The organism is Paenibacillus tyrphae, assembly GCF_000722545.1.
In the GTDB taxonomy this organism is placed as follows: Bacteria; Bacillota; Bacilli; order Paenibacillales; family NBRC-103111; genus Paenibacillus_G; species Paenibacillus_G tyrfis.
Window position 1 is genome coordinate 16892 of the sequence record NZ_JNVM01000002.1, and the last position, 23786, is coordinate 40677.

Genomic DNA, 23786 nt, shown 5'->3' on the forward strand with positions numbered 1-23786 from the left:
GTGCTCCGCTCCCCAGCGGGCCGACTGCCGCATCAAGCTCGTCAGCGTCTGACCCGGGCCGACTTCGATCACCACCGCATTCGGGTACCGCTCCAGCACGCGCTCCGCATTTTCCGCAAACCTCACCGTGCGCCGCGCATGGGATACCCAATATGCCGCGCTTCCTGCCTGCTCCGCCGTGATCCAGTCCCCCGTCTCGTTAGATACGTAAGGAACGCGCGGTGCGCTCAGCTTCATCCGCTTTAGCGCCGCTTCCAGCTCGCCCAACGCCGGCTCCATCCGCGAGGAATGGAACGCCCCGCCTGTCCGCAGCCGTCTGCATTCTACGCCTGCCAATTGCAGACGGGCCGTCAGCTCTTCCACCTCTTCGGCCGAACCCGTTACCACGCACATCTTCGGGCCGTTGACTGCCGCGATTTCCAGCGTTCCCTTCAACTGCTCCGTCAGCTCCGCTGCACTCGCGCCAACCGCCGCCATTGCTCCCGCCTCGCATCGGTGCATCAGACGGCCGCGGACGCTCACCAGCTCCAGCCCTTCCTCCAGGCTGAATATTCCGGCCAAACACGCCGCCGTATACTCGCCCAGACTGTGCCCGATCAGCGCGGCCGGCTTCACGCCTACGCTCATCCACAGCCGGGCCAGCGCATATTCCGCCACGAACAGCACCGGCTGCGTCAGCCACGTCTCCTCCAGCCGCTCCGCTTCGAAGCCTTCCCGTCCCAGCAGCGCATCCCGCACATCCATTCCCAGATGCGGCAGGAGCAGCTCGGCGCAACGATCCACCGTCTCCCGGTACACCGGCTCCTGCGCGTACAGCTCCGCGCCCATGCCTACATATTGGCTCCCCTGCCCCGGAAAAGCGAAGACGACGGGACACTCTCCCGCTTCCGCCAGTCCGATGCGTACCGCTCTCGCGTCTTCGTCCCGCAGGGCGTTCAGCGCCTGCTCCGCGCTGCCGCACACGGCGCTCCAGCGGTGAGCGAACGCCTTGCGGCCCTGCTGCAGCGTGAACGCCGTGTCGGAGAGCTTCACCGACGGTTCCGCCTCCAGATGCGCCGCCAGCCGCTCGCGCATCGCTTGCAGCGACGACGGCGTCCGGGCCGACAGCACCAGCACTTCCTCGGCCGCCGCAGCGTCGGAAGCCCGCTGTGCAGGAGCTTCTTCCACGATGACGTGCGCGTTCGTCCCTCCGATGCCAAAGGAGCTGACCCCTGCCCGGCGGGGCTGTTCCGGACTGCCGCCGGTCCACGGCCGGGCCCGGTCTACGACATAAAACGGACTGCTTTGCCAATCGACTGCCGGATTGCCCTTCGTATAATGCAGGCTTGCCGGGAGTAGGCCGCTCCGCAGCGACAGCGCGACCTTGATCAGGCTCGCCACCCCGGCGGCTGCATCCAGATGCCCGACGTTCGTTTTGACCGAGCCAATCCCGCACCGGGGACCTTCCGTGGACGGGCCGAACACTTCGGTCAGCGCCGCCAGCTCGATCGGATCGCCCAGCGGCGTCCCTGTTCCGTGGGCCTCGACATACGAGATGCTCTTCGCTCCAACACCCGCAGAATCCAACGCCATCCGAATCACTTCCGCTTGTCCCCCGATGCTTGGGGCCGTATACCCGACCTTGCGCCCTCCGTCGTTGTTGATCGCCGATCCTTTGATCACCGCATGCACCGTATCTCCGTCACGCAGCGCCTCGTTCAGCCGTTTGAGCACGACGACGCCCACGCCGCTTCCGGCGACTGTCCCCTTCGCCTGGGCGTCAAACGCCCGGCAGTGTCCGTCCGGGGAGAAAATGCCTCCCTCGCGGTAAACATAACCCTGCTCGTGGGGAACGGTAATCGTCGCGCCGCCTGCAATCGCCATCCCGCATTCATCACGGGACAACGCTTGGCAAGCAAGATGAACCGCCACCAGGGAAGTTGAGCATGCCGTCTGTACCGAGAAGCTCGGTCCCGTTAAATTCAATTTGTAGGCGGTACGCGTTGCAAGGTGATCCTTATCGTTAGCGATGAGCGCCTGATAACCGGTTACCGGATCTGCGGGATCGATATGGGGAAGCAGCCCGAACAGCAAGTACGTGCTAATGCCTGCACCTGCATAAACGCCTACGGGAACGCCTCCTCCGGACGGATCGTACCCCGCCTTTTCCATTGCTTCCCAGGCGCATTCCAGGAACAACCGCTGCTGCGGATCAAGCATCTCCGCTTCCCTCGGACTGTACCCGAAGAAACCGGCGTCAAACCATTCGATGCCATCAACCGTCCCGCGGGCAGGCACATATTCGGGTTGGGCAAAAAGTTCCCGGGGAAGGCCACTCGCTTCCAGCATGTCCGGCGTAAATCGGCGGATCGATTCGACTTCGTTAACCAGATTGTCCCAAAACGACTCGAGATCAGATGCCCCCGGAAGTCTCCCCGACATGCCGATAATGGCGACCTCTTGTCCGCTTGGGTCAACCTCCGCTTTTGGGGCTGTCTGCTCTGCCCGATTTTCCGCTTCCTCCGTATTTTCCTTTGAAGAAGCAGTCAACCGCTGCGCCAACAAACGAACGGTCGGGTACTCGAACAATTCCAACAGTTCAATATCGGCGGACAGCTCGCTTCTTAGCCGGGCATGAACCTGGGTAAGCAGCAAGGAATGGCCTCCGATATCGAAGAAATTATCGTCAAGCCCGACGCTGCCCGCTCCCAGCAAATCCTTCCAGATGGAAGCTACCGAACGCTCGACGGCGGTCCGAGGAAGCTGCTGCGTGGCGGCCCCTTGTGCCCGAACCTCCTCGGGAGCCGGGAGCCGATGGCGGTCAACCTTCCCGTGCGGTGTCAGCGGCAGACGATCCAGCAAGACGACGTGCGATGGAACCATATACCGCGGAAGTCTTTGCTCGGCATATACGCGAACTTCCTGCGCATTCATCGGGGGTAGCGGAGTCATCCAACGTCTCACTGCGGTTTCTTTGGGCTCGCGGGTCGCATAAAGGTAGTAAATGTTCTGCGTCACGTCGAGGGACCAGTCTTTCTCCGCAATCACTTGAAACCCGTGCCGCTTCAGCAGCTCCATGACCCATTCGAGGCGGTCGTCCACGTCATGAAGCTCCAAGACGACCTGCCCGATTTTCGGCCAATCTTCGGCATCGATCCCCTGAAGCACGGCGAGCTCCGCCTTCTCCACGTTGATCTTCAACAGGTCGATTCGCTCCACCCGATGCTCGCGGATCACATCCGACAGCCTGCGGACGGGAACGGTCAGCTGTATGCTTTTCAAACGGTCGTCCAGAATAGCCTCGACGGCTTCGTCCAACTCCTGCGAAGGCTTCTCGTTACGCCGGATGAAGGAGCGGACCAGCTCCTTTTCTTCCTCCGTGTCCGTATGCAGCCCCGATAAGAAAGAGAATTTGGGATAAAAAGTAAACTCCGCCTCTCCTTCCTCCGCAGCGAGGGCGCAATCCATGATCGTGGCCTCCGCCCCATACAAGCGGGCGTTTAGAATCGTCAATTCCCGCACGTACGGATTCGGTTCAAAGGCAAAAATGCGAACGCCCGGCGCTTGCATATGCGCCTGCAGAGTAAACAATCCGATATTAGCGCCTACGTCAAAAATCACGTGACCTTCGTCAACCGAAATGCCGTGACGAAGATAAGCCAGATTTTCAAAAATATCGCGGTACAAAAAATTCGTCTCGTTTTTATTCAGCTGCACCACGGCCAAGCCGTTATTCAGCAGATGGCGCGTATGCCCGGAAGCCGTGGGCGCCCGCTCGGCCGAAGGCACGACATAGGCGGCCAAAGCAGGCTGTCCCGCTTCGTCTTCGCGGACCATGACGCACGCTTGCTCGATATCCGGATGACCGGCAAGCACGGATTCGATTTCCTCAGGCTCGATCCGAAATCCCCGGATTTTGACTTGGAAGTCGGTCCGTCCCAAATAAGCGAACGATCCGTCGGCCCGTCGTTTTCCGATATCTCCGGTCCGATACATCCGGGCGCCTTCCTTAGCGGAAAAGCGGTCCGGCCAAAATTTCTCCGCTGTCAAATCCGGACGGCCCAGGTAGCCTTCGGATACGCCGGAGCCGCCGATCCAGATCTCGCCGGGAACCCCTAGCGGAACCGGCTTTTGACGGGAATCGAGCAAATAAATCGCGACGTTGCGCAGCGGGCGGCCGAGCGACGGAAGCTCGCTGTCCCGCACCCGGCAAACGGTGGCATCTACCGTACATTCCGTCGGTCCGTATAAGTTGTAAAACTCGATGCCTTTGGCTTCCCGCATCGCCTGCCATGTCGATTCCTCGATCGGCTCGCCGCCGATCAGCCCCAGCAGCGGGCGCGTACCCTGATGCTCCAGCAACCCGAACTGCATCAGCAGGCGGCATTGCGAAGGGGTGCAGTCGAAAGCGTCGATCTCTTGTTCCCGAAGGTAATCCACGAAAGCCCCGCCGTCCAACCGAATTTCCTCGGGGATGATATGCAAAGTGCGGCCCCGGAGCAACTGTATGATCTGTTTCACCGACGTATCGAACGATAAGGAGCCGTTCACCACAATTTGCTGTACTCCCGGATGATGGCGGTAAATTGCTTCCTCCAGGGCCTCGCTTAAATGAAACAAGGAACGGTGCGTGACGACAACCCCGCGGGGCTGGCCCGTCGAGCCCGAGGTATAGATCACGTAGACCGGATCTTCCGACTTAGCCAAGCTTTCCGGGTTAACCTCCGGTTCTTCGGCCAGCGCGGCTTCCCCTGCCCCCAAATAAATCCGGACCGCCAAACTGCCGTCAATCTTGCCTACCGAAGCCTCGTCGGTCAGGATCACGCCCGGGGAAGCGTCTTGAAGCATGTAGCGGATGCGGTCCTCCGGGTAAGCAGGATCGATCGGCACATAGGCGCCGCCGGCTTTGACGATTCCAAGCAAGCCTACGATCGCTTCGATCGAACGTCCGATGCACAGGCCTACCCGCACTCCGCGTCCCACGCCATGCTTGCGCAAACGATGAGCCAAGCGATTCGCGCGGCAGTTCAGCTCCCGGAACGTCAGCCGCTCGTTTTTGCAGACGAGTGCCGTTCTGTCGGGGGTTGCTTCAGCCGCCGCTTCAAACAGATCCAGGAACGTACGTTCCCATTTCCAAGCACCTCCGGTCGCATTCCATTCCTCCAGCATCCGGTGCTCGACGGATGTGAGCAGCGGCAGCTCGGAGAGAGGAGCTTGCGGATTGTGCACAATTCCCTCCAACAGCACTTCCAAATGTCCGATCATTCGGCGGATGGTGGACGGATCGAACAAATCCGTCGCATACTCAAGGGCCCCCTCCAATCCGCGCTCCGTGGAAGTCAGCAGCAGCACTATATCGAAGCGGGAAGTGCCGAGCGGAATATGGATGGACGAAGTCCGCAGCCCGGGCAGCCGGATCAAGGAAGACGCCACCGTCTCGAACAAGAAAAGCACCTGGAAAAGGGGCGAATGGCTTCTGCTCCGCTCCGGCTGGACTTCCTCCACCAGCTTGTCGAACGGAAACTCCTGATGGTCGAACGCTTCGACCGCTGTGTCACGCACCCGTTCCAGCAATTCAAGAAAAGTCGGGTCCTCCGATACTTTCGTCCGCATAACCAGCGTGTTCATAAAAGTGCCGATTACTTTTTCCAGACCGTTGATCCCGCGCGTGGACACCGGAGTAGCCAGCACAATTTCATCCTGCGACGTATATCTTGCCAAGAGCACGTTCACGGCTGTTAACACGGTCATGAACGTTGTCACGCCCTGCCGGCGGCTCAAAGCGGTCAGCGCTTCGGCCAGCGAAGCCGGAAATACGAAAGTTTCCATGTCCCCCTTGAAGCTCTGCCGGGCCGGACGCGGATGATCCGTAGGCAGTTCCAGGGGCGGCAGCTGGGCCAGCTTTTGATGCCAGTACGTCCGCTGGGCCTGCAAAGCATCCGTCTCCACCCAGCGCCGCTGCCAATAAGCGAAATCCGCATATTGAACTTCCAGCTCGGGCAGCGATGACGCCTCTCCCGTCGAAAATGCCCCATACAGCTCCGAAAGCTCGCTGCCCAGAATGCCCATCGACCATCCGTCGGTTACAAGATGGTGCAGGTTTAACGCAAGGATGTACGCTTCGTCCTCCAGCCGGATCAGCTTGGAACGAATGAGCGGTCCTGATGCGATGTCAAAAGGGCGGCGCGCCTCTTGTACGGCCAATTCCAGTGCGCGGCGCTCCCGCCGTTCCGCCGGTTCCTTTCTGAGGTCCGTACGCTCCAGTTTCAAAAGCATCGACTCCGCAATATGCTGTACCGGCTTCCCGTTCGAAGACGGAAACGTCGCCCGCAGCGCTTCATGCCGCCGGATGATTTCGTTCAAGCAGCGCTCCAGCATGTCGGCATCCAGCGCCCCTTCAACCCGGACGGTCATCGGCACGTTGTATGAGATATTGGTAGGATCCATCTGCTGCATAAACCACAGCCTTTGTTGAGCGAAGGAAAGAGGCATTTCGCCATGACGGGCTATCGGGGCAAGCGGCAGGCCCGACAGCCCGCCGCCGCCTTTTTCTTCGTGCAGATAGGTCAGCAGCATATCCTTATGAGCCTGAAGCTCGGTGCGCAGCTCCGGTGTTAGCGTCCCTTTGGGCGCGCGAAACCGCAATTTTCCTTCTTCGGCCCACAGCTCGATACCCCGTTCGCGGAACCGGTCTACTATGGCGCGTATATGGCTTGTATTGGTATCGTTCATTCCAGCACGCCTTCCTCCCAATCGTTTTCGTCCCCGTCCTCTTCCGGACGGCCGGTCCGGGCTTCCGGCACACCGCCGAGCAGGGAATGCACCAGCACATGCCGGTCTTTCAATTTGAACATCCCGCGAATGGAAGCAAAATCGATCGTGCCGACCGGATGCAGACCAAGCCCTTCCGCCGCCGCCGCAGACATGAGCAGTTGGCCCATATAACCTGCTTCCAGGGTGCATAGACGCTCGGCCTGATCTCCGTACATCGGTCCGATCGCGTCCAGATCGGCGATCAGGAATACCGAGAAGGACGCCTGCTCGAATACGGGCTGGTAGACGAACGGAACGTGAATGTCTTTGCTGAACCGGGCCTCCGGCGACAGGAGCAGCAGCCTGTTTTTGGAAGGATCGTAATAATACACGCCCTCGTCCAAGCCTTCCACGCGTCCGCCGTGAATATATAAATACGCCTGGACCGCATAAAGCTCACCGAAGGAAGGATGCTGCCGGACGCCTTTACCATGCGAATCATCGTGGCGCAGCGCTTGCAGCAATCGCGCCAATCGTCCGAAAGGCATCGGCTCCTGAGCATAATGGCGGCACGGCTCCAGCGTAACGAATTCGGCCGCTGGTTCTTCGCTATCGCAGGCCGTCAAGTCAATCGCCGGGGCGTACGGTTCCGAACGCAGCCAGTGGCGGCGTTGTTTGAAACGTTCGCGTTCTTCGGGATCCACGATCACTTCGTACGAAGCGGCGAAGGATTCCATTTGGGTCCGCTCGACGGCCGGCCGGGGCATTTTGATTGCGTCCGCTACATGTTTATGCATTCGGGTCACATACGATTGCGTCACATCGCCGACCGTCGGACGACGGTAAAATTCATCGAATTTCATTCGTAAGCCGAACGCTTTCTCCAAAGCATTGGCCATTCGAACGACATCCATAGAGGTAACGCCTATCTCCAGAAGATTGGTGTCCTCCGTCAAATCGTCGATTTGCAAGGACCCTTTGACAATCGTCATAATTCGTTCTCGATCCGTTACGTTCTCCCCGCGCGCTTCCATTCCGGAGGTCTGACCGGACATTTCGGGCGCAGGCAGCGCCTTGACATCCAACTTCCCGTTTGCGGTCATCGGCCACTGCTCCAGGATGAAGACGGCAGCAGGAACCATATAGTCCGGAAGCTTGCCGCTAAGGAATGACCGCAGGCGTTGGCCGTCGATCTTATTCAGTTCGCTGGAGTGAAGCAGCACGTAACCTACAGCCGCGGCATCGCCGGACGGCCCCGGTTTCACCGCTACAAGCGCTTCCTTGACGGCCTCGTGCCCCCGCAGCGCTTGCTCGATCTCGCCAAGCTCGATCCGGTAGCCTCGGATTTTGACCTGGGCATCCTCGCGCCCCAGAAACTCAAGATCGCCGCTTGGCAAATAACGCGCCAGGTCTCCCGTCCGATACAAGCGTTCCCCCGTTGCCGGATGCCGAATGAAGCTGGAAGCCGTTTTGTCCGCATCGCGCCAATATTCGCGGGCTAATCCGACCCCGCCGATGTACAGGTCCCCCGGCACCCAAACGGGACGATGCTCCAGCTTTTCGTCCAGAACATAGAGCCGCTGATTCGCCATCGGACGGCCGTACGGGATGCTTCGCCAAGCCGGATCGACCGTTCCGATAGGATACAGAACCGACCAAATCGAAGCTTCCGTCGCTCCTCCCAAGCTCACGATCTCCACGCCCGGCGCGGCAATTTCACGAATTCTTTCCGGCAAACCAACCGGAATCCAGTCACCGCTCAGCATAATCAATCTCAGACAGTCCGGCAGTCGCCGCGACGTTGCAGCCGCATAATCGACCAGAAGCCCCATCAAGGCCGGTACCGAGTTCCAGACGGTAACCTGACATTCATGCATCCGCTCCAGCCAATCGGCCGGATCTTTCAAGCCTCCGACAGACGGATAGACGACCGTGCCGCCCGCAAGGAGCAGGCCGGCCAGATCGAACACCGATAAGTCGAAGCTTAACGAAGAGAGTGCCAACACCCGGTCTTGCGCCCCGATCCGTAAGCGGGAACGTAAATCCTCCAGCGTATTCCTGGCGCTTCCGTGCGTAATGGCGACGCCTTTAGGCATCCCGGTCGATCCCGACGTGTAAATAATGTAGGCCAAATCATCTTCCGAGGCCGCCGTAATCGCCTCAGGTTTGGAAGCTTCGTCCGCTTGAGGCTTCGGTCCGTCCACACAATAACGTTCTATCCCGTCCGGCCATTGGACAGCGGTATCTACCTTCGATTGCGTGATCGCAAAACGAATTTCGCCGCTCTCCAGCAGCAGACGGATACGCTCCGTCGGCAGCCCCGGATCGATAGGCAAATAAGGGGCATGTGCGCGCAAAATTCCAAGGACGGCCGCCGCTTGCTCCCACCCCTTCTCCATCACCACCGCCACGGGACGATTCGGCCCTGCCCCGCGACCGATAAGCCAGTCAGCCAAGCTGTCCGCAAGTCGCGCCAGCTCGCCATAGGTCAGTGTCATTCCCGGCGCCAGCACGGCCGCGTCTTCCGGGCGTAGGGACGCCTGCTCGAAGAACGGCTCGTGAAGCAGGCCGCGGGGCAGTTCCGTCTCTGTTGCATTAACGCTGCCAATCCGTTCCAATTGATTCGCGGGTGCCAATGGCCCGACAGGCTCGTTCCATGCTTCCACCTCATCCGTCAACCGTCTGAGCAGCGAACAGTAGGCTGTAAACATGTCGTCGATCATTTCCGGCGGGAACATGTCTTCCGCCACGTCCCAATGGAAGCGCAGCATGCCGGCATCTTCGTATACCTGATGATCCAGATAAACTTGCGGGGTTTGGCTGACCCCGTACACCACTTCGCCCAAGCCCCTCATCACGGAGGCATCCAGGCCATCCGTCTTCGTCAAGGTGCTCGTAAAAACAACCGGCATCGCCACGCTGGAGCTGTCGAGATTGGCGCGCGCGTAATCGCGCAGCACTTGAATGCCGCTGTAGGAGCGATGCTCAAGATCCTCCCACAGCTGCTGCTGAATGGTCTTCACCCTCGCCCCGAACGAAGCCTGGCCTGAATAGTTCACCTCAAGCAGCGTTAAAGTCGTAAAATCGCCGACGATTCGGTTCACATCCGGATGGATGGGAAGTCGGTTGAACAGCGTTAAATTAATCGTAAACCTCGGTTTTTTACTCCAGACGGCCAGCACTTCGCTGAAGGCCCCCAGTAAAATCGCCGAAGGCGTAACGGCAAAACGTCCGCCATACCCGCAGAGCCTGCGCCAATCTTCCGGGCTAAGGAAAGCGGCGAGACGGCGAAACCTCGGCGCCTGCAAGGAATCGGCCGAGCGGGCAAGCGGCAGCTCCGGCGCCGGCGACAGCTCGGAGACCCGGGCTGCCCAATAAGCTTTTGAGCGCGTATACGCTTCGGACTCGAGCACCTGCCGTTCGGCCAGCACGTAGTCGCGGAACGTCAGCCCCAGCGGAGGTAGGGTCGCTTGCGGATCGCGCATAAGCTGATTGAGCTCCTGAAGCATAACGTACCAGCTCTGCGCGTCCCCGATTAAAAGATCCACGCTGAAATGCAGACGGAGTCTCTCGTTGGCAAGAAGCGTCGCGCTGATATCAAAAAGCGGGTAGCGATCGGCCGGGGCATGGCGATGCGAAAGCTCGCTCCGGATCTCGAGAAGTTCGCGTTCAGCCTCTTCCGGATGCAAATGGCGCAAATCCCGGCAGTTGACTTCATATGGCGGGACTTCCTGAAGAATCTGCTGCATGCCATCGCTGCGAACAATCGCCCGCATCATCGGATGACGGCCGATCAGCACGTTCAAGGCTTGATTCAAACGTAAAATGGAATGCGCCGAGGCATCGATTTCGATATAAAGGTGCGCTCCTACATTGCCCAGCTCAAAGTCTGCGCTGCGGCCGATCCAATAAGCCTGCTGCACCTCATTGAGCGGGAACGGCTCGTACAAATGCTCCGCATCCGGAACAGCCGGTTGCCAAGCATCTCCCCCGGAAGGCTCGGGCAACCCGGAGCAAGCTCCTGCAGCCGCAGCCGTATCCAAGCAGGCCGACAGCTCGGCAATCGTCGGTGCCGCGATCAACTGGCGCAGCGGGCATTCGACCTTCAAAACCTCCCGAATTTGGGCAACGAGCCGAATGGCCAGCAGAGAGTGTCCGCCCAATTCAAAAAAGCTGTCCTCGATTCCGATCTCCTCGGTTCCGAGCAGTTCGCTCCAGATGCGGACCAACGTCCGTTCCAGCGGTGTCCGCGGAGCTGTCCGAGCCTTGTCTTTGTCCCATTGCGCGGCGTCGGGCGAAGGCAGGGAGCCGCGATCGGTCTTTCCGTTGCTGAGCAGCGGAATGCGCTCCAGCTCGATGAACAAGGAAGGAATCATATACACCGGCAAAGCTTGCCGGATATGTTCGCGCAGGTCGGAGACCGATGCCGTTGCGCCCGGCTCCCGCACCCAATACGCGATAAGTCTGGAGCTGCCCGAGGCATCGGGCTGGGCGATCAGGACGGCGTCGCGCACGCTCTTATGCTGTCCCAATACAGCTTCGATCTCTCCCAGCTCAATTCGGAATCCCCGGACCTTCACCTGATAATCGGTGCGTCCGAGGAACTCTAGCGCACCGTCCGCCCGAAAGCGAGCCAAATCGCCGGTACGATACAACCGGGCTCCCGGTTGGTCCGTATACGGATCGGGCAAAAAGCGTTCCGACGTCAGTTCTTCCCGATTCCAATAGCCACGGGCTACCCCTACTCCGCCAATGTACAGTTCCCCGGTCACCCCAACCGGCACACGATGGCCTTGGGCATCCAGCACGTACATCTGCATATTGGCAATGGGCCGTCCGATCGGCACTTCGGATTCACCCTTCGCACATTCCCACCAACTGGCTTCGACGGCGGCTTCCGTCGGTCCGTAAAGATTGACCAAGCGGACGCCGAGCCTTTCCATACACTCCTGCGCGATGTCCGGAGCGAGCGCTTCGCCTGTGCAATAGACCTGCTTCAGCGAGGCGCAGCGGCTCAAATCCCGTTCTTGCAGGAAAATCCGTAGCATGGATGGCACGAAGTGAGCCACGGTGATCCTATGTTTTGCGATGAAATCAACCAAGTACGCGCTATCGGCGTGTCCGCCCGGCCTGGCGATCATCAGCCGCGCACCCGTAATTAACGGCCAGAACAATTCCCAGATGGAGACGTCAAACGTGTACGGCGTTTTTTGGATGACCCGGTCGTCGGGCTCCAGCCGAAACGTTTCAAGCATCCAGTGCATTCGGTTGCAAATTCCCCGATGTTCGTTCATGACTCCTTTGGGCTTGCCCGTCGAACCGGACGTATAAATGACATAAGCCAAATGCTCCGGCCTCACACCGGCGTCCGGCGGCAGTACGCTTTCCCGCGAAATCTTGTCCTTCCATTCGACATCGAGCGCAACTACGGGCACTCCCGTTTCCGGCAGTCCGGTTAGCAAATGCGATTGCGTAAGAAGGATAGGCACTTGCGAGTCTTCTATCATAAAGCGGATACGATCCGGAGGGTAATCCGGGCCGATCGGCACATATGCTCCGCCCGCCTTAAGCGTGCCTAGTATGCCGATCACAAGCTCGATCGAACGGTCCAAAAGCAGCCCTACCGTCCGTTCCGGTCCGATCCCTCTTCCTCTCAGATGGTGGGCCAACTGATTGCTTCGCTGCTCCAGCTCCAGATAGGTGAGCCGCTTGCCTTCAAATTCAAGGGCGACGGCATCCGGCGTGCGGCGAACCTGGGCCTCGAACAGTTCATGAAGCAGCCAAGGGCCGTCATAATCGGACGATGTGGCGTTCCAGGCGTGAAAATGAAGCAGTTCCTCTTCGCTTAGCAGCGGCAGTTCACTTATATGCAGATCGGCGTTCGATGCAACCGCCGTAAGCAGCGTTTGCCAATGGCCCGACATGCGGGCCACCGTAGATTCGTCGAACAGATCGGTGTTGTATTCGATCTCCAGCTCCATCCCCTCATCGCGGGGCGTGAATTGGAAGGTGAGATCGAATTTGGAGGTCCCGCCGTCCACCGGATTTTGCCGTATGGTCAGGTCAGCCAGCTCCAGCGGGGGCATCGGCACGTTTTGGAAAAAGAAGGCTACTTGAAAAAACGGATTGTGGCTCATATGCCGTTCCGGCTGCAGCTCCTCAACCAATTTTTCAAACGGCACGTCTTGATGCTCAAAAGCTTCCAGCGCCGTCGTGCGAACCTGATTCAGCAATTCGTTGAAGGAAAGCTCGGGCGAAAGTTCGGCACGCATTACCAGCGTATTCATAAATACGCCGATCAGGTCTTCCATTTCCGGGTATTTCCGGTTTGCGACCGGGCAGCCGATCCGGATTGTGCTTTGATTAGAATAGCGGTACAGCAGCGCATGTAGACCGGCCAACAGGATCATAAACAAAGTGGCGTTTTTTCCCCGGGCGGTATCCTCCAGTTTTTGCTGGAGGCTGGCAGGCAGCAGCATGCGGTATTTGGCGCCCCGATACCGTTGGAACGGCGGCCGGCGGCGGTCGGCGGGAAGCGCAATGGAAGCATTGTCGCGACCCAGCTTGTTTTTCCAGTAAGCCAGCTGCCCCTGCAGTTCGCCCGCTTCATACTTGCGCCGCTGCCAATGGGCATAATCCGCATACTGGATGGGCAGCTCGACTAACGGCGATTCGTTCCCCTGTTTCAACGCATCGTAGAGTGAGGCCAATTCCTTCACGAATACGCCGAGCGACCATCCGTCCGAAACCATATGGTGCATAACCACGACAAAGAGATGCTCTTCCGGGGCCATTCGCACGACCAGCCCCCGAAGCAAAGGCGCTTCCCCCAGGTGAAACGGACGGCTGGCTTCCTCCTGCACGATCCTCTCGGCTTCCTTGGATTTATCAGGCTCCGGCAGTGCGCTGAAATCGATAAACGACAGCCGGAAATCCCCTGCTGACACGAGACGCTGAACCGCTCGGCCTTCTTCTTCAATAAAGGCGGTTCGAAGCACTTCATGGCGGCGGACAATCCCGCTCAAGCTGCGCTCCAGCGCTCGAAGGTCCAACGTACCGGTTAAATGCAGCACTCCCGGAACGTTATAGAACGGATTGTCCGGATCAAGCAGCCACATAAACCACAGCCGCTGCTGAGCCAAGGAGAGACCCGTCTCGCCTTCCGTATGGTCACGGCGCGGAATGGTGGTAGTCCCCTTTTTCTTACTGCCGATGCGCTCCAGCACCCGATTCAGCTGCGCTTGCGACAATGACTTCATTTTCTGTGAGGAATCGTTCACGGTTCTCCCCCCTTCTCATGCTTCTTCCGCCAGTGCAATTTCTTCCACAAACTCGCTTCCTAATTCCTGAACCAGCAAGTCCACAACGTGTTCAGACAGCAAAGCAATCGTGGGAGCGGTAAATAGTTCAACCAAACGTACTTCAATCATAAAGGCCGCGCGAACCCGGCCCACGAATTGCGTCGCGAGCAGCGAATTGCCTCCAAGCTCAAAAAAGTTGTCATGCACGCCGACCTGCCCGATCCCCAAAACCTCGCAAGCCATATCAACCAGCATCATTTCGATCGGATTGCGCGGTTCCACGTACGCGGTTTCGATAGCGGGCCGGTCGGTATCCGGCGCAGGAAGGGCCCTGCGGTCGAGCTTCCCGTTCGCGGTAAGCGGCAGCCGGTCCAAGATGACGAAAGCCGACGGCACCATATGAGCAGGCAGCCTCTCCGACGTATAGGAACGCAGCTGCGGCGCAAGCTTTCTGGCCAACGTGCCGAAGGAAGGGTCGTTCGTATAGGAAGCCAGCGGTTTATCCTCCAGTGTCGGTTCGGGAAGAATCGCCCGTCCGCTCTTTCCATCCGTCCCCTGGCGGCGCAAGGCCACTTGAAACGTAGGAAGGCCGTTCGCTGTGCCGCCCCAACCAACGTGAACGGAATAAGGCAGCTCCTTCTCCCAAGCCCAAAGCAGCCCGGGATCGACAGCTTCTTCTGCCCAGAGAAGGTCGTGAGACGCTATTTCCGCTTTAGTCCGCTGCTCCGCTCCTCCCTTCACCTGTTCCCAAATGGCCAGCTCGCCGGTCAATCTTCGGTTCGGTATCCCCTTAACGATCACACGTTCGGGTTTCTCCCGTTCCAGCATGCTCCGAAGCGAAGCGAGGGAAAGGCCGTCATTCCGCCAATCGAGCACAAGCGGATCGGATTCGATCGCCTCTGCGGGACCGGAATCGGACGCATCCGCAATATGCAGCAGCACATCGTAACGGTAACGCGTCAATTCGTTCTCGCAGTGTCCGCGTTTCAGACGAACTTCCACCTGTCCAATTTGCGGTATCCGGCGCTTGAGCGCGTAAAACAGCTCCGGTTCGGCAAGCAGCTCGTTTTCTTCCCGAACGACACGTTGGGCGGCAGCATAAATGCCCGACAGCTCCGTCTCCTCCGACGCCCGGAAAAATTGTACCGAGGTATGAAAAACCTCAAGCAGAGCGGCATTCCTGATATCGCCGATAAACACGGTTCCGCCCGGTTTTACCCGCCTTACGACTTGCTCCAGCATATGGATAAAATACGAGATACTTGGCAAGTACTGCATCATGGAGTTGATGACAACCGCATCATAGAAGCGGTCTTCCAATCCGGACAAGTCGTCTGCCGGCCGGTGGAGCAATTCTATCTTGGCCTCCTCCAACCCTGCGGCTGCCAATTGGCTCCGCACATAGTTCAAGGCCACGTCAGACAGGTCCAACGCCGTATAACGTGTACAATCCGGAGCGAGCCGGAACAAAAGCATCCCGGTTCCGCAGCCGATTTCCAGTATCTCTTTGGCATTCAATTGGGCAATTTGCTCAACGGTATGTTCGACCCAATCGTGCATTTCGCGATCGGGAATCGGTTGACCGGTATAACTGCTGCTCCAACCCGTCGTATTCAGGGTAGGATCACCCTGGTGTTCGCCTTGGCTATAGGTCGTGTCGAACACAGCTTGCCACTGGAACACCTGCTCCGGACCCGCCACGCTTTCGGGCAAATCGGCCTCGACTCGTTCGGGCCTCGCGACGACATACGCCACCAGTCTGCGGTCCTCCGGGGCCGGTTCCCATACTTGCAGCACGCAATCCTGAACAGCCATGTGTTGCCTCAGCACGGCTTCAATTTCGCCGGGCTCGATCCGGAAGCCGCGAATTTTGACCTGTTCGTCCGCTCGCCCGACATATTCAAGCAAGCCTCCCGGCAGCATGCGTCCCCAATCGCCAGACCGGTACAGCCGTTCTCCCTCGCCTGAACGGAACGGATTCGGAACGAACCGGGAAGCCGTCAGCTCAGGACGATTCAGATAGCCTTGGGCTAAACCCGCGCCTCCAATGCAGATTTCCCCAACGGCGCCGGGCGGCACCGGCCGCAGACCGGCATCAAGAATGTAGATCTCCAGATCGGGGATCGGCACTCCGACCGAAGCCGGATGAAGCATCGCCTCCTCGATGGAACGGATTGGGGAATACGTCACATGCACCGTCGTCTCCGTAATGCCGTACATATTCACCAATTGCGGAGCGTCCAATCCGTATCTTTCCACCCAAGGCGCAAGCAGCGCGGGGTCGAGCGCCTCGCCGCCGAAAATCACATACCGTAGCGAAAGAGGAACGGGATCGGAGCATTGACCGTCCGCATAGATCAGCAGCCGGAAGGCCGAAGGCGTCTGGTTCAACACCGTCACCTTCTGGTCACGCAGCAGGTTCAGGAACAATTCGGGAGAACGGCTGACGGAATAAGGAACGACAACCAGCTTTCCGCCATGGAGCAGAGCTCCCCACAGCTCCCATACGGAGAAATCGAAGGCATACGAATGAAATAGGGTCCATACGTCCTTCTCTCCAAACCGATACCAATCGGCCGTTGCCTGAAACAACCGGACCACGTTAAAATGCGTAATCAGCGCTCCCTTGGGCTTTCCTGTAGATCCCGAGGTATAGAGGACATAAGCGGTATCCTGCGGCCGCACCTCGATGTCGAGGGGCTTTCCGTCCTCGTGCCGGGGTTCCGGCTCGGCATTTATGCAGAGAACCTGCACTCCCTCCAACCGGAGCGCGCGCTCCCGCGTCGCCTCCTGCGCGATCACCACCGCAGCGGAAGAATCGCTGAGAATAAAGTTTAGCTGCTCTTCCGGATATACCGGATCTAAAGCGATATATCCCGCCCCTGCCTTCAAAACGCCGAGAATGGCAATGACCATCTCAAGCGAGCGTTCGGTGCAAATGCCGACCAATGCTCCTTGTCCGACGCCCCGAGCGACAAGCCTGCGTGCCGTGTCATTGGCCCTTGCTTCCAACTGCCCGTAAGTCAGCTGCTTGTCTCCGCAAACGACGGCCACGTTGTCCGGACGACATTGTGCCTGTTTCTCGAAGAGGTGATGCAAGCAAGCTTGCGGCGCAAACTCAACGCGCCCCCGGACCGCCTCCGCTACAAGCTCTCGCTCCTCGTCTTCCGTTAGGAGCGGCAAATCCTTCACCGCACACGCCGGATCGTCGACCAATCTGCGCAGCAATGTTCCGAAGCTTTGAATAAAGCGTTCGATGGTCGCAGCGTCGAACAGCTCCGTATCGAACTCGCATTCGATCAACAGCCCCTTGGGGGTCTCCAGCAGATCGAAAATCAAATCCAACTCCGACGTCCCGTTGTCGATCTGTGCCACCGGAGCGATGAAGCCGGCCTCCAGCGAGGACCCGATTTTTAACGAGGACGCCCGCCCGGAGAAGGTATGCATCACGACCGCAATGTCATATAACGGATTGCGGTTGCCATGACGGCTCGGATTGACCGCTTCGACGATTTTTTCAAATGGACATTCGCTATGAGCAAAAGCGTTCATCACCGTGCTTCCGACCGAATGAATGAACGAGAGTGCACTCTCATCGGCTTGAACCTTCGTACGTAAAGGCAGATGATTCGTAAAATCGCCCATCATCTGCTCAAGCTCCTCCGTCGTCCTGCCGGAAACGGTAGTGCCGATAATGAGGTCCTCACGACCGGTCCAGCGGTACAGCAGAGCTTTCATGGCTGCCACCAGCGTCACGAAAGGCGTGACGTTCTGATTGCGGCTCAGCGTATTCACCGCTTTCATCAATTCCGTGGGCAAGTAAGCGTGTATCCGCCGGCCCAAGTGCTTTGTAAAGGCTTGTCTCTGCCGGTCGGCCGGGAAGCAGGGATGAAACGACGCCCCTTCCAATTGCTCCTTCCAATAGTTTTGCTGCGGAGCTAAATAAGAGTCGTTCAATCGCGTCCGCTGCCACTCAGCGTAATCGATATATTGAATGTGCTGCTCGGAAAGCGGAGATGCTTCCCCCTTCTCGAAAGCGGCGTACAATAAATCCAGCTCGCGCATAAAAACACCGACCAAAGACCAGCCGTCCGCCACAATATGGTGGAACAGGAGAAGCAAGATGTGATCCTCGTCGCCAAGCTTAATAAGGAGGGCCCGCATAGGCGGATCTTGGCTCAAGTCCAGCGGCCGTCTGGCCTCCTCCAAGGCAATGCGGTTCGCTTCAAGCTCCCTCGACTCCGGGGCGAGATGGCGGAGATCGACGAGCGGAAGCGGCATAGGCTCGGAGACAAGCACCCGCTGACGCGGTTCCCCTTCGATCGCATCGATACGTATCCGAAGAACCTCGTGTCGGTTCAGAAGCTCCTGAAGGCTTCGATGCAAAACGTCCTGCTTCAGAGGTCCCTTCAAGCGCAATCCGGTGGGCAAATTGTAGGCTGGCGTTGACGGGTCCATTTGCTGAAGCAACCAAAGCTGGCGTTGCGGGATGGACAGCGCATACGATTCTTCTCCCCTGGAGAGCTGCAAAATCGGCGCCTGCTCCCCTGACGAACCCGCGTTCATCGAAGGATCGAGTACCTGCAGGCAAACTGCAGCAATGCTCGCCAAGGTCGCCTCTCCCATGAAAGAAATCATCGGCACAATCACCCGAAGGTCTCTTTGCATTCGGTTCCGCAGCTGTATGGCCATCAGCGAGTCGAACCCCAGCGTCCCTATGGCTTGCTCGCCTTCCAGAGACGATTCGGAGAGCATAAGCATGGAAGACAGCTGCTTCCGAAGATAGGCAGTCACAGCCTCAGCCTGCTCCGGTCCCCCCCTCAAGATTCGTCCGAGCTCGTCGGTGCCTTCTTGCAAAGCATGGTCATCGCGACTTTTATCCGTCATTGGCGGATGGTTTGAAATTCCTGTCTCATCCGGCAAGACTTCCGATCCGGTCTTCATTTCTCCTACGTACCTATTCCTTGCCTGAAAGGCCGTCACCGACGGACTCCAATACCGCTCTTGGTCAAACGCATAGGTCGGAATTGCTATCCTTCTTCCCGTCTCGTGCGATTCTTGCTCGCTCTCGACGGTCCAATTCAAGGAAATTCCATAACAATACAGCTCTCCCATTGTCTCCAAAAGGGTTCTTCTATCGTCTTTCCCTTTCCTCAAGGAGGGAAGACAACCGGCTTGAGGCAAAGACTGGGATGCTAAATACGTGAGCGTTGCTGTCGGACCGATTTCGACGAATACTTCGCAGCCCAGCTCGCCGAGGGCTTGGACACCCGCTGCAAACTGTACCGGCTGCCGAAGATGGTCGCGCCAATACCCGGCATCCGGCTTTTCCCCGGACTGCCAAGCGGTCCCGGTCAAATTCCGGATCAGCGGAAGCTGAGGCGCTCCATAGGCGTACCTTGCCGCAGCAGCCTCGAACGGCCCCAGCACGGCATCCATGTTCGCCGAATGAAAGGCGTGCGACACCCGCAAAAAGCGGCAGTCCACTTCCTCGGCCTTCAGGCTCTCACACAGCCGGTCTAGGGCTTCCGGATCGCCGGCCACCACCGTATTCCCGGAGCCGTTAACGGCTGCTACGGATAGCCGATCCGAATACGGCTCCAGTAGTGCCTCAACCTGCGGTAATGGCAGCATCACGGCTGCCATACGGCCGGGTTCCGTGAGCGACTGCATCAGCTGCCCGCGTTCGGCAACCAACCGCAAGCCGTCCAGCCAGTCCAGCACTCCGGCGGCACAGGCAGCGGCAAATTCTCCCACGCTATGGCCGCACACAGCTGCAGGCCCTATCCCCCAAGCACGATAAAGCTCGGTCAAGGCGTATTGAAACGCAAAGAGAAGCGGTTGGACATAAGAAGTGTCTTCCATCCAATTGTCCGCACCCTCTTCCTGAAGAATCGCCGCCTTAAGCGAGCGTCCTTCAAACGCAGGAAAGGTTTGAAGCGTTCTGTCGCAAGCATCCATCGTCCGCCGAAATACCGGCTCCGTCTCATATAGTTGCCGCCCCATTCCGGGGTAGACCTCCCCCTGCCCGGCAAAAAGGAACGCAAGCTTGGGGCTTTTTAAAGTCCGTCTCAAGGCGGACACTTCATCCGTTCCTTGGCCAATGAGCCGCAGTTGCTCCAACATTTCCTCGGGGGTTCCCCCTACCGTAGCGGTACGGTATGGCAGCTGAGCTCGCGCCGTATTCGCCGTGCAGCAGAAATCGGCAAGCGAGACGGACGGCTTTTCCGCCAAGAACTTCCCGTAACGTTCGGCCAAAGCCCGCAGTGACCGCTCGCTGCCTGCCGACAAAGTCAGCAGTCGCAGCGGGGAAACGGAAGGCTCCGCAACCGGCTTGTCCGCAATCGGCGGCGCTTCTTCCACAATCACATGCACATTGGTTCCGCTAAAGCCGAACGAGCTGACCCCTGCGATCCTTCGAGAAGAAGGTCCGGTCGGCCAGGACGTGCTTTGCGTGGGAATGGCAACGGGAAGCGAGCTCCAATCGATGTAAGGGTTAGGCTGATGAAAATGAAGATGCTTGGGTATGCACCGGTTTTGCAGCGAGAGGACCGTTTTCACCAAACCGGCAATGCCGGCCGCAGCTTCCAAGTGACCTATATTCGTCTTCACGGAGCCGACCAGGAGGGCATGATCCGGGCCGCGTCCTTCGCCTAGCGCATCCGCAAGCGCATGGATTTCTATCGGGTCGCCGAGCACGGTTCCTGTCCCATGCGCTTCCACGTACTGAACCTCCTGCGGCTTCACGCCCGCGCTGCCGATCGCCTCGCGGATGACCGCAGTCTGGGAAGCCTTGTTCGGCGCGGTGAGTCCGTTCGTGCGTCCGTCCTGATTGGCAGCCGACCCGCGAATGACCGCCAGGATAGGGTCTTTTGCCGCCTGGGCGTCGGATAACCGCTTGAGTACGACAACGGCGCAGCCTTCCCCGCGCACATAGCCGTCGGCCGTACCATCGAAGGTATGGCATCGTCCGGTTGGCGACAGCATTCTTGCCTTGGAAAGACCGATGTTCACCTCGGGCGACAGCGTAAGGTTTACACCGCCTGCCAGAGCCATCTCACATTCCCCGTTACGGATGCTTTGACAAGCAAGATGCACGGCCATAAGCGAAGATGAGCAGGCCGTATCTACTGCCATTGCAGGCCCTTGCAGCCCCAAGCAGTAAGAGAGCCGTCCGGCTGCGGTACTGAGCGCTCCGCCGGATGCAGTATAGGGGCCGAGCCGCTTGATATCCATCCACTGCATACGTTGATAGTCGCTGTGGCTAAGGCCCATAAATACTCCCGCGGGCTGGCCAGCCAGCCGGTCGGGAGCATGACCGCTGCGTTCCAGCGCCTCCCAGCTCAGCTCCAGCAGCAACCGCTGCTGCGGGTCCAGCTCCATCGCTTCCGGACGGGAGATATTGAACAGCTTGGCGTCGAAAGCATCGATATCGGCAAGGAAGCCGCCATGCTTGCTGTACGTTTTCCCCGGCACATCGGGCTCCGCATCATAGTAGTCCTCCACCCGCCATCGCTCAGCGGGCACCTCGGTAATGCAATCCTCCCCGCTCTGCAGTACTTGCCAGAAAGCTTCGGGGTCGGACGCTCCCGGAAAACGGCATGCGAGTCCGATAATCGCAATGGGCTCTGCACTATTGCTTCGTTGGATGCGGGACCCCGTATCTGTCCCGGCGTCTGTCAGATGCCTCGCCAAGGCGCGGATGTTCGGCTGCTCGAACAACAAGGTTGGCGGCAGTTTTCGTCCGACATGCAGCTCAATCTCCCCGGTCAGAAGGATGGCTTCCTTCGAACCAAGCCCCAGAGACGAGAAAGGCGTTAGAGGATCAATCTCCGCAGGAGGCAGTCCCAGACGGGAAGCTACCTGTTCACGGACCCAATGCTCCAATGCCTCTTCTTGCCAAGAATTCGCAAACCGCTGCCCCGCCGGAATCCGTGAAGCCTCTTGTTCAGGGGCGGACCCGGCCTTCCAGCTTCCAATCACATCCAACTGGCCGCTTTCATAAGCTTGTTTGCTTGCGTTTCGCTGGATTTTTCCGCTGCTCGTTTTGGGAATGCTGCCGGGACGGATCAGCGTCAAGCATTCGAGTGAAATGCCGTGAACGTCCGAGATCGCCTGGCGAATTTCATGGGCGACGGCTTCTATGTCGAGCTTGGCCTTGCGCGCCGCAAGCTTCACTTCGTAGACAAGACCGACCCCTTCCGTTCCGCGAGTCCTCACGGCAAACGCCGCCCCGGCCCCGTTGCGCAAAATCGGACAGCTTCTCTCCGCCGTAAGCTCAATGTCCTGCGGATAATGATTTTGCCCGTCAACAATGATCAAATCCTTCCGTCGTCCGGCAAAATACAAATCCCCGTCCCGCAGAAACCCCAGATCGCCTGTGCGCAGGAAAGGTCCTTCTTTCGTATCGCTGGTATAGGCGCGGAACGCCGTTTCCGTCTCTTCGGGCCGGTTCCAGTAGCCTGCGCAAACGGACCCGCCGGCTGCCCATATTTCGCCAACCTGATTGTCAGCGCATACTTGCAGCGTTTCCGGGTCTACGATAAGAATTCTCATATCCCATCCCGCTTTTCCGCAAGAAGGAAAGGCCGTGCCGGGTTCTCCGCCGGTACAATCCACGATCCTGTTCAAGGACAGCTCGGCGGAATCTCCCATGATATAAGTAGGCCCGTTTTGCAAAGCGGACGAGACTTGAAGAGTCGTTTCGGCCATGCCGTAGCCGGGCGCCAACGACTGCCGGCGAAACCCGCATGCAGCGAACATGGAAGCAAATTCCTCCAATGTTTCTTGACGGACCGGCTCCGCCGAAACCCCCACCGCCTCCCAACTGCTCAGATCCAGCTGGGAGATCTGCTCCGGGGTCACCTTTCGTATGCATAAATCCAAAGCAAAGTTCGGTCCCCCACCGTGGGTTACCTTCCAGCGTGTGATCGCCTCCAGCCAGCGGACCGGCTGTTGTACGAAAGAGACCGGATCCATTAAAAACCCGCGATGTCCGTTATATACGGGCAGCATGATCCCTTCGATCAAGCCCCAATCGTGAAAAGGCGGCAGCCAAATAAGCGAAACGGAGTCCTCTCGATACCGCAGGGATTCCACCATCAGACGGCATTGCGCCAACAAATTGCCGTGCGTAACCATTACTCCTTTGGGCAATGAAGTGGACCCTGACGTATATTGAAGGTAAGCCACCGCCCCGGGAGCCGGATCGTATGAAGTATACGCCATCGCTTGATCCGAAGAAATCTGATCGACGGCAAGCCAACGCATCGTCGATAGCTCGGGCAGCTGCTCTTTACAGCTCTCAAGCTGATCCAGCAACCCGGATTGCGTCAGGGCAATAACAGGCTCCGCGTCCTGGATCATCGAGCTGATCCGCTGGCTCCCCCCTCCGGACCCCCGTTGGCGAAGGCGGGGTGGATAAGCGGGAACAGCGATGACGCCGGCATACAAACAACCAAATAATGCCGTTATATAGTCGATCCCCGGATAAAATAAAAGAATCGCCCGCTGGCCGGGCGCAATCTCAGTTTGCAGAGCGCTTGCTATCGCTCTCGCCCGAAGATCAAGCTGAGCATAAGTAAGCGAGTCGCCGGGCAGCTCTCCATCCTGCAGGAACGTATGAATCGCTTGATCCGGCATGTCGGCGACACGTCGGCGAAGAATGTCCAGAAACGAAGATTCCTTGAGCACTGTCGTCACCTCGAAGATAAGTATCCTACAGAGAATAAGGTACCGCCACCGCTGAATACA

The 23786-nt window shown here is 58.5% G+C and carries 2 protein-coding genes and 1 pseudogene; all 3 read right to left on the bottom strand.

The genetic code is table 11. The annotated features are described in order from the left end of the window. Window positions 1–27 precede the first annotated feature (27 nt). Window positions 28–6711: pseudogene (locus ET33_RS36110) on the bottom strand (amino acid adenylation domain-containing protein); the annotation flags it as partial. Beyond that, window positions 6708–14012, bottom strand: coding sequence for a non-ribosomal peptide synthetase (locus tag ET33_RS00910; protein WP_051775011.1), 7305 nt, complete (start codon window positions 14010–14012; stop codon window positions 6708–6710). The gene ET33_RS00910 and the pseudogene ET33_RS36110, both read right to left, overlap by 4 nt. 15 nt (window positions 14013–14027) lie before the next feature. Further along, window positions 14028–23726: a hybrid non-ribosomal peptide synthetase/type I polyketide synthase gene (locus ET33_RS36115; protein ID WP_081890172.1), complete on the bottom strand. Its 9699-nt coding sequence runs from the start codon at window positions 23724–23726 to the stop codon at window positions 14028–14030. Window positions 23727–23786 lie beyond the last annotated feature (60 nt).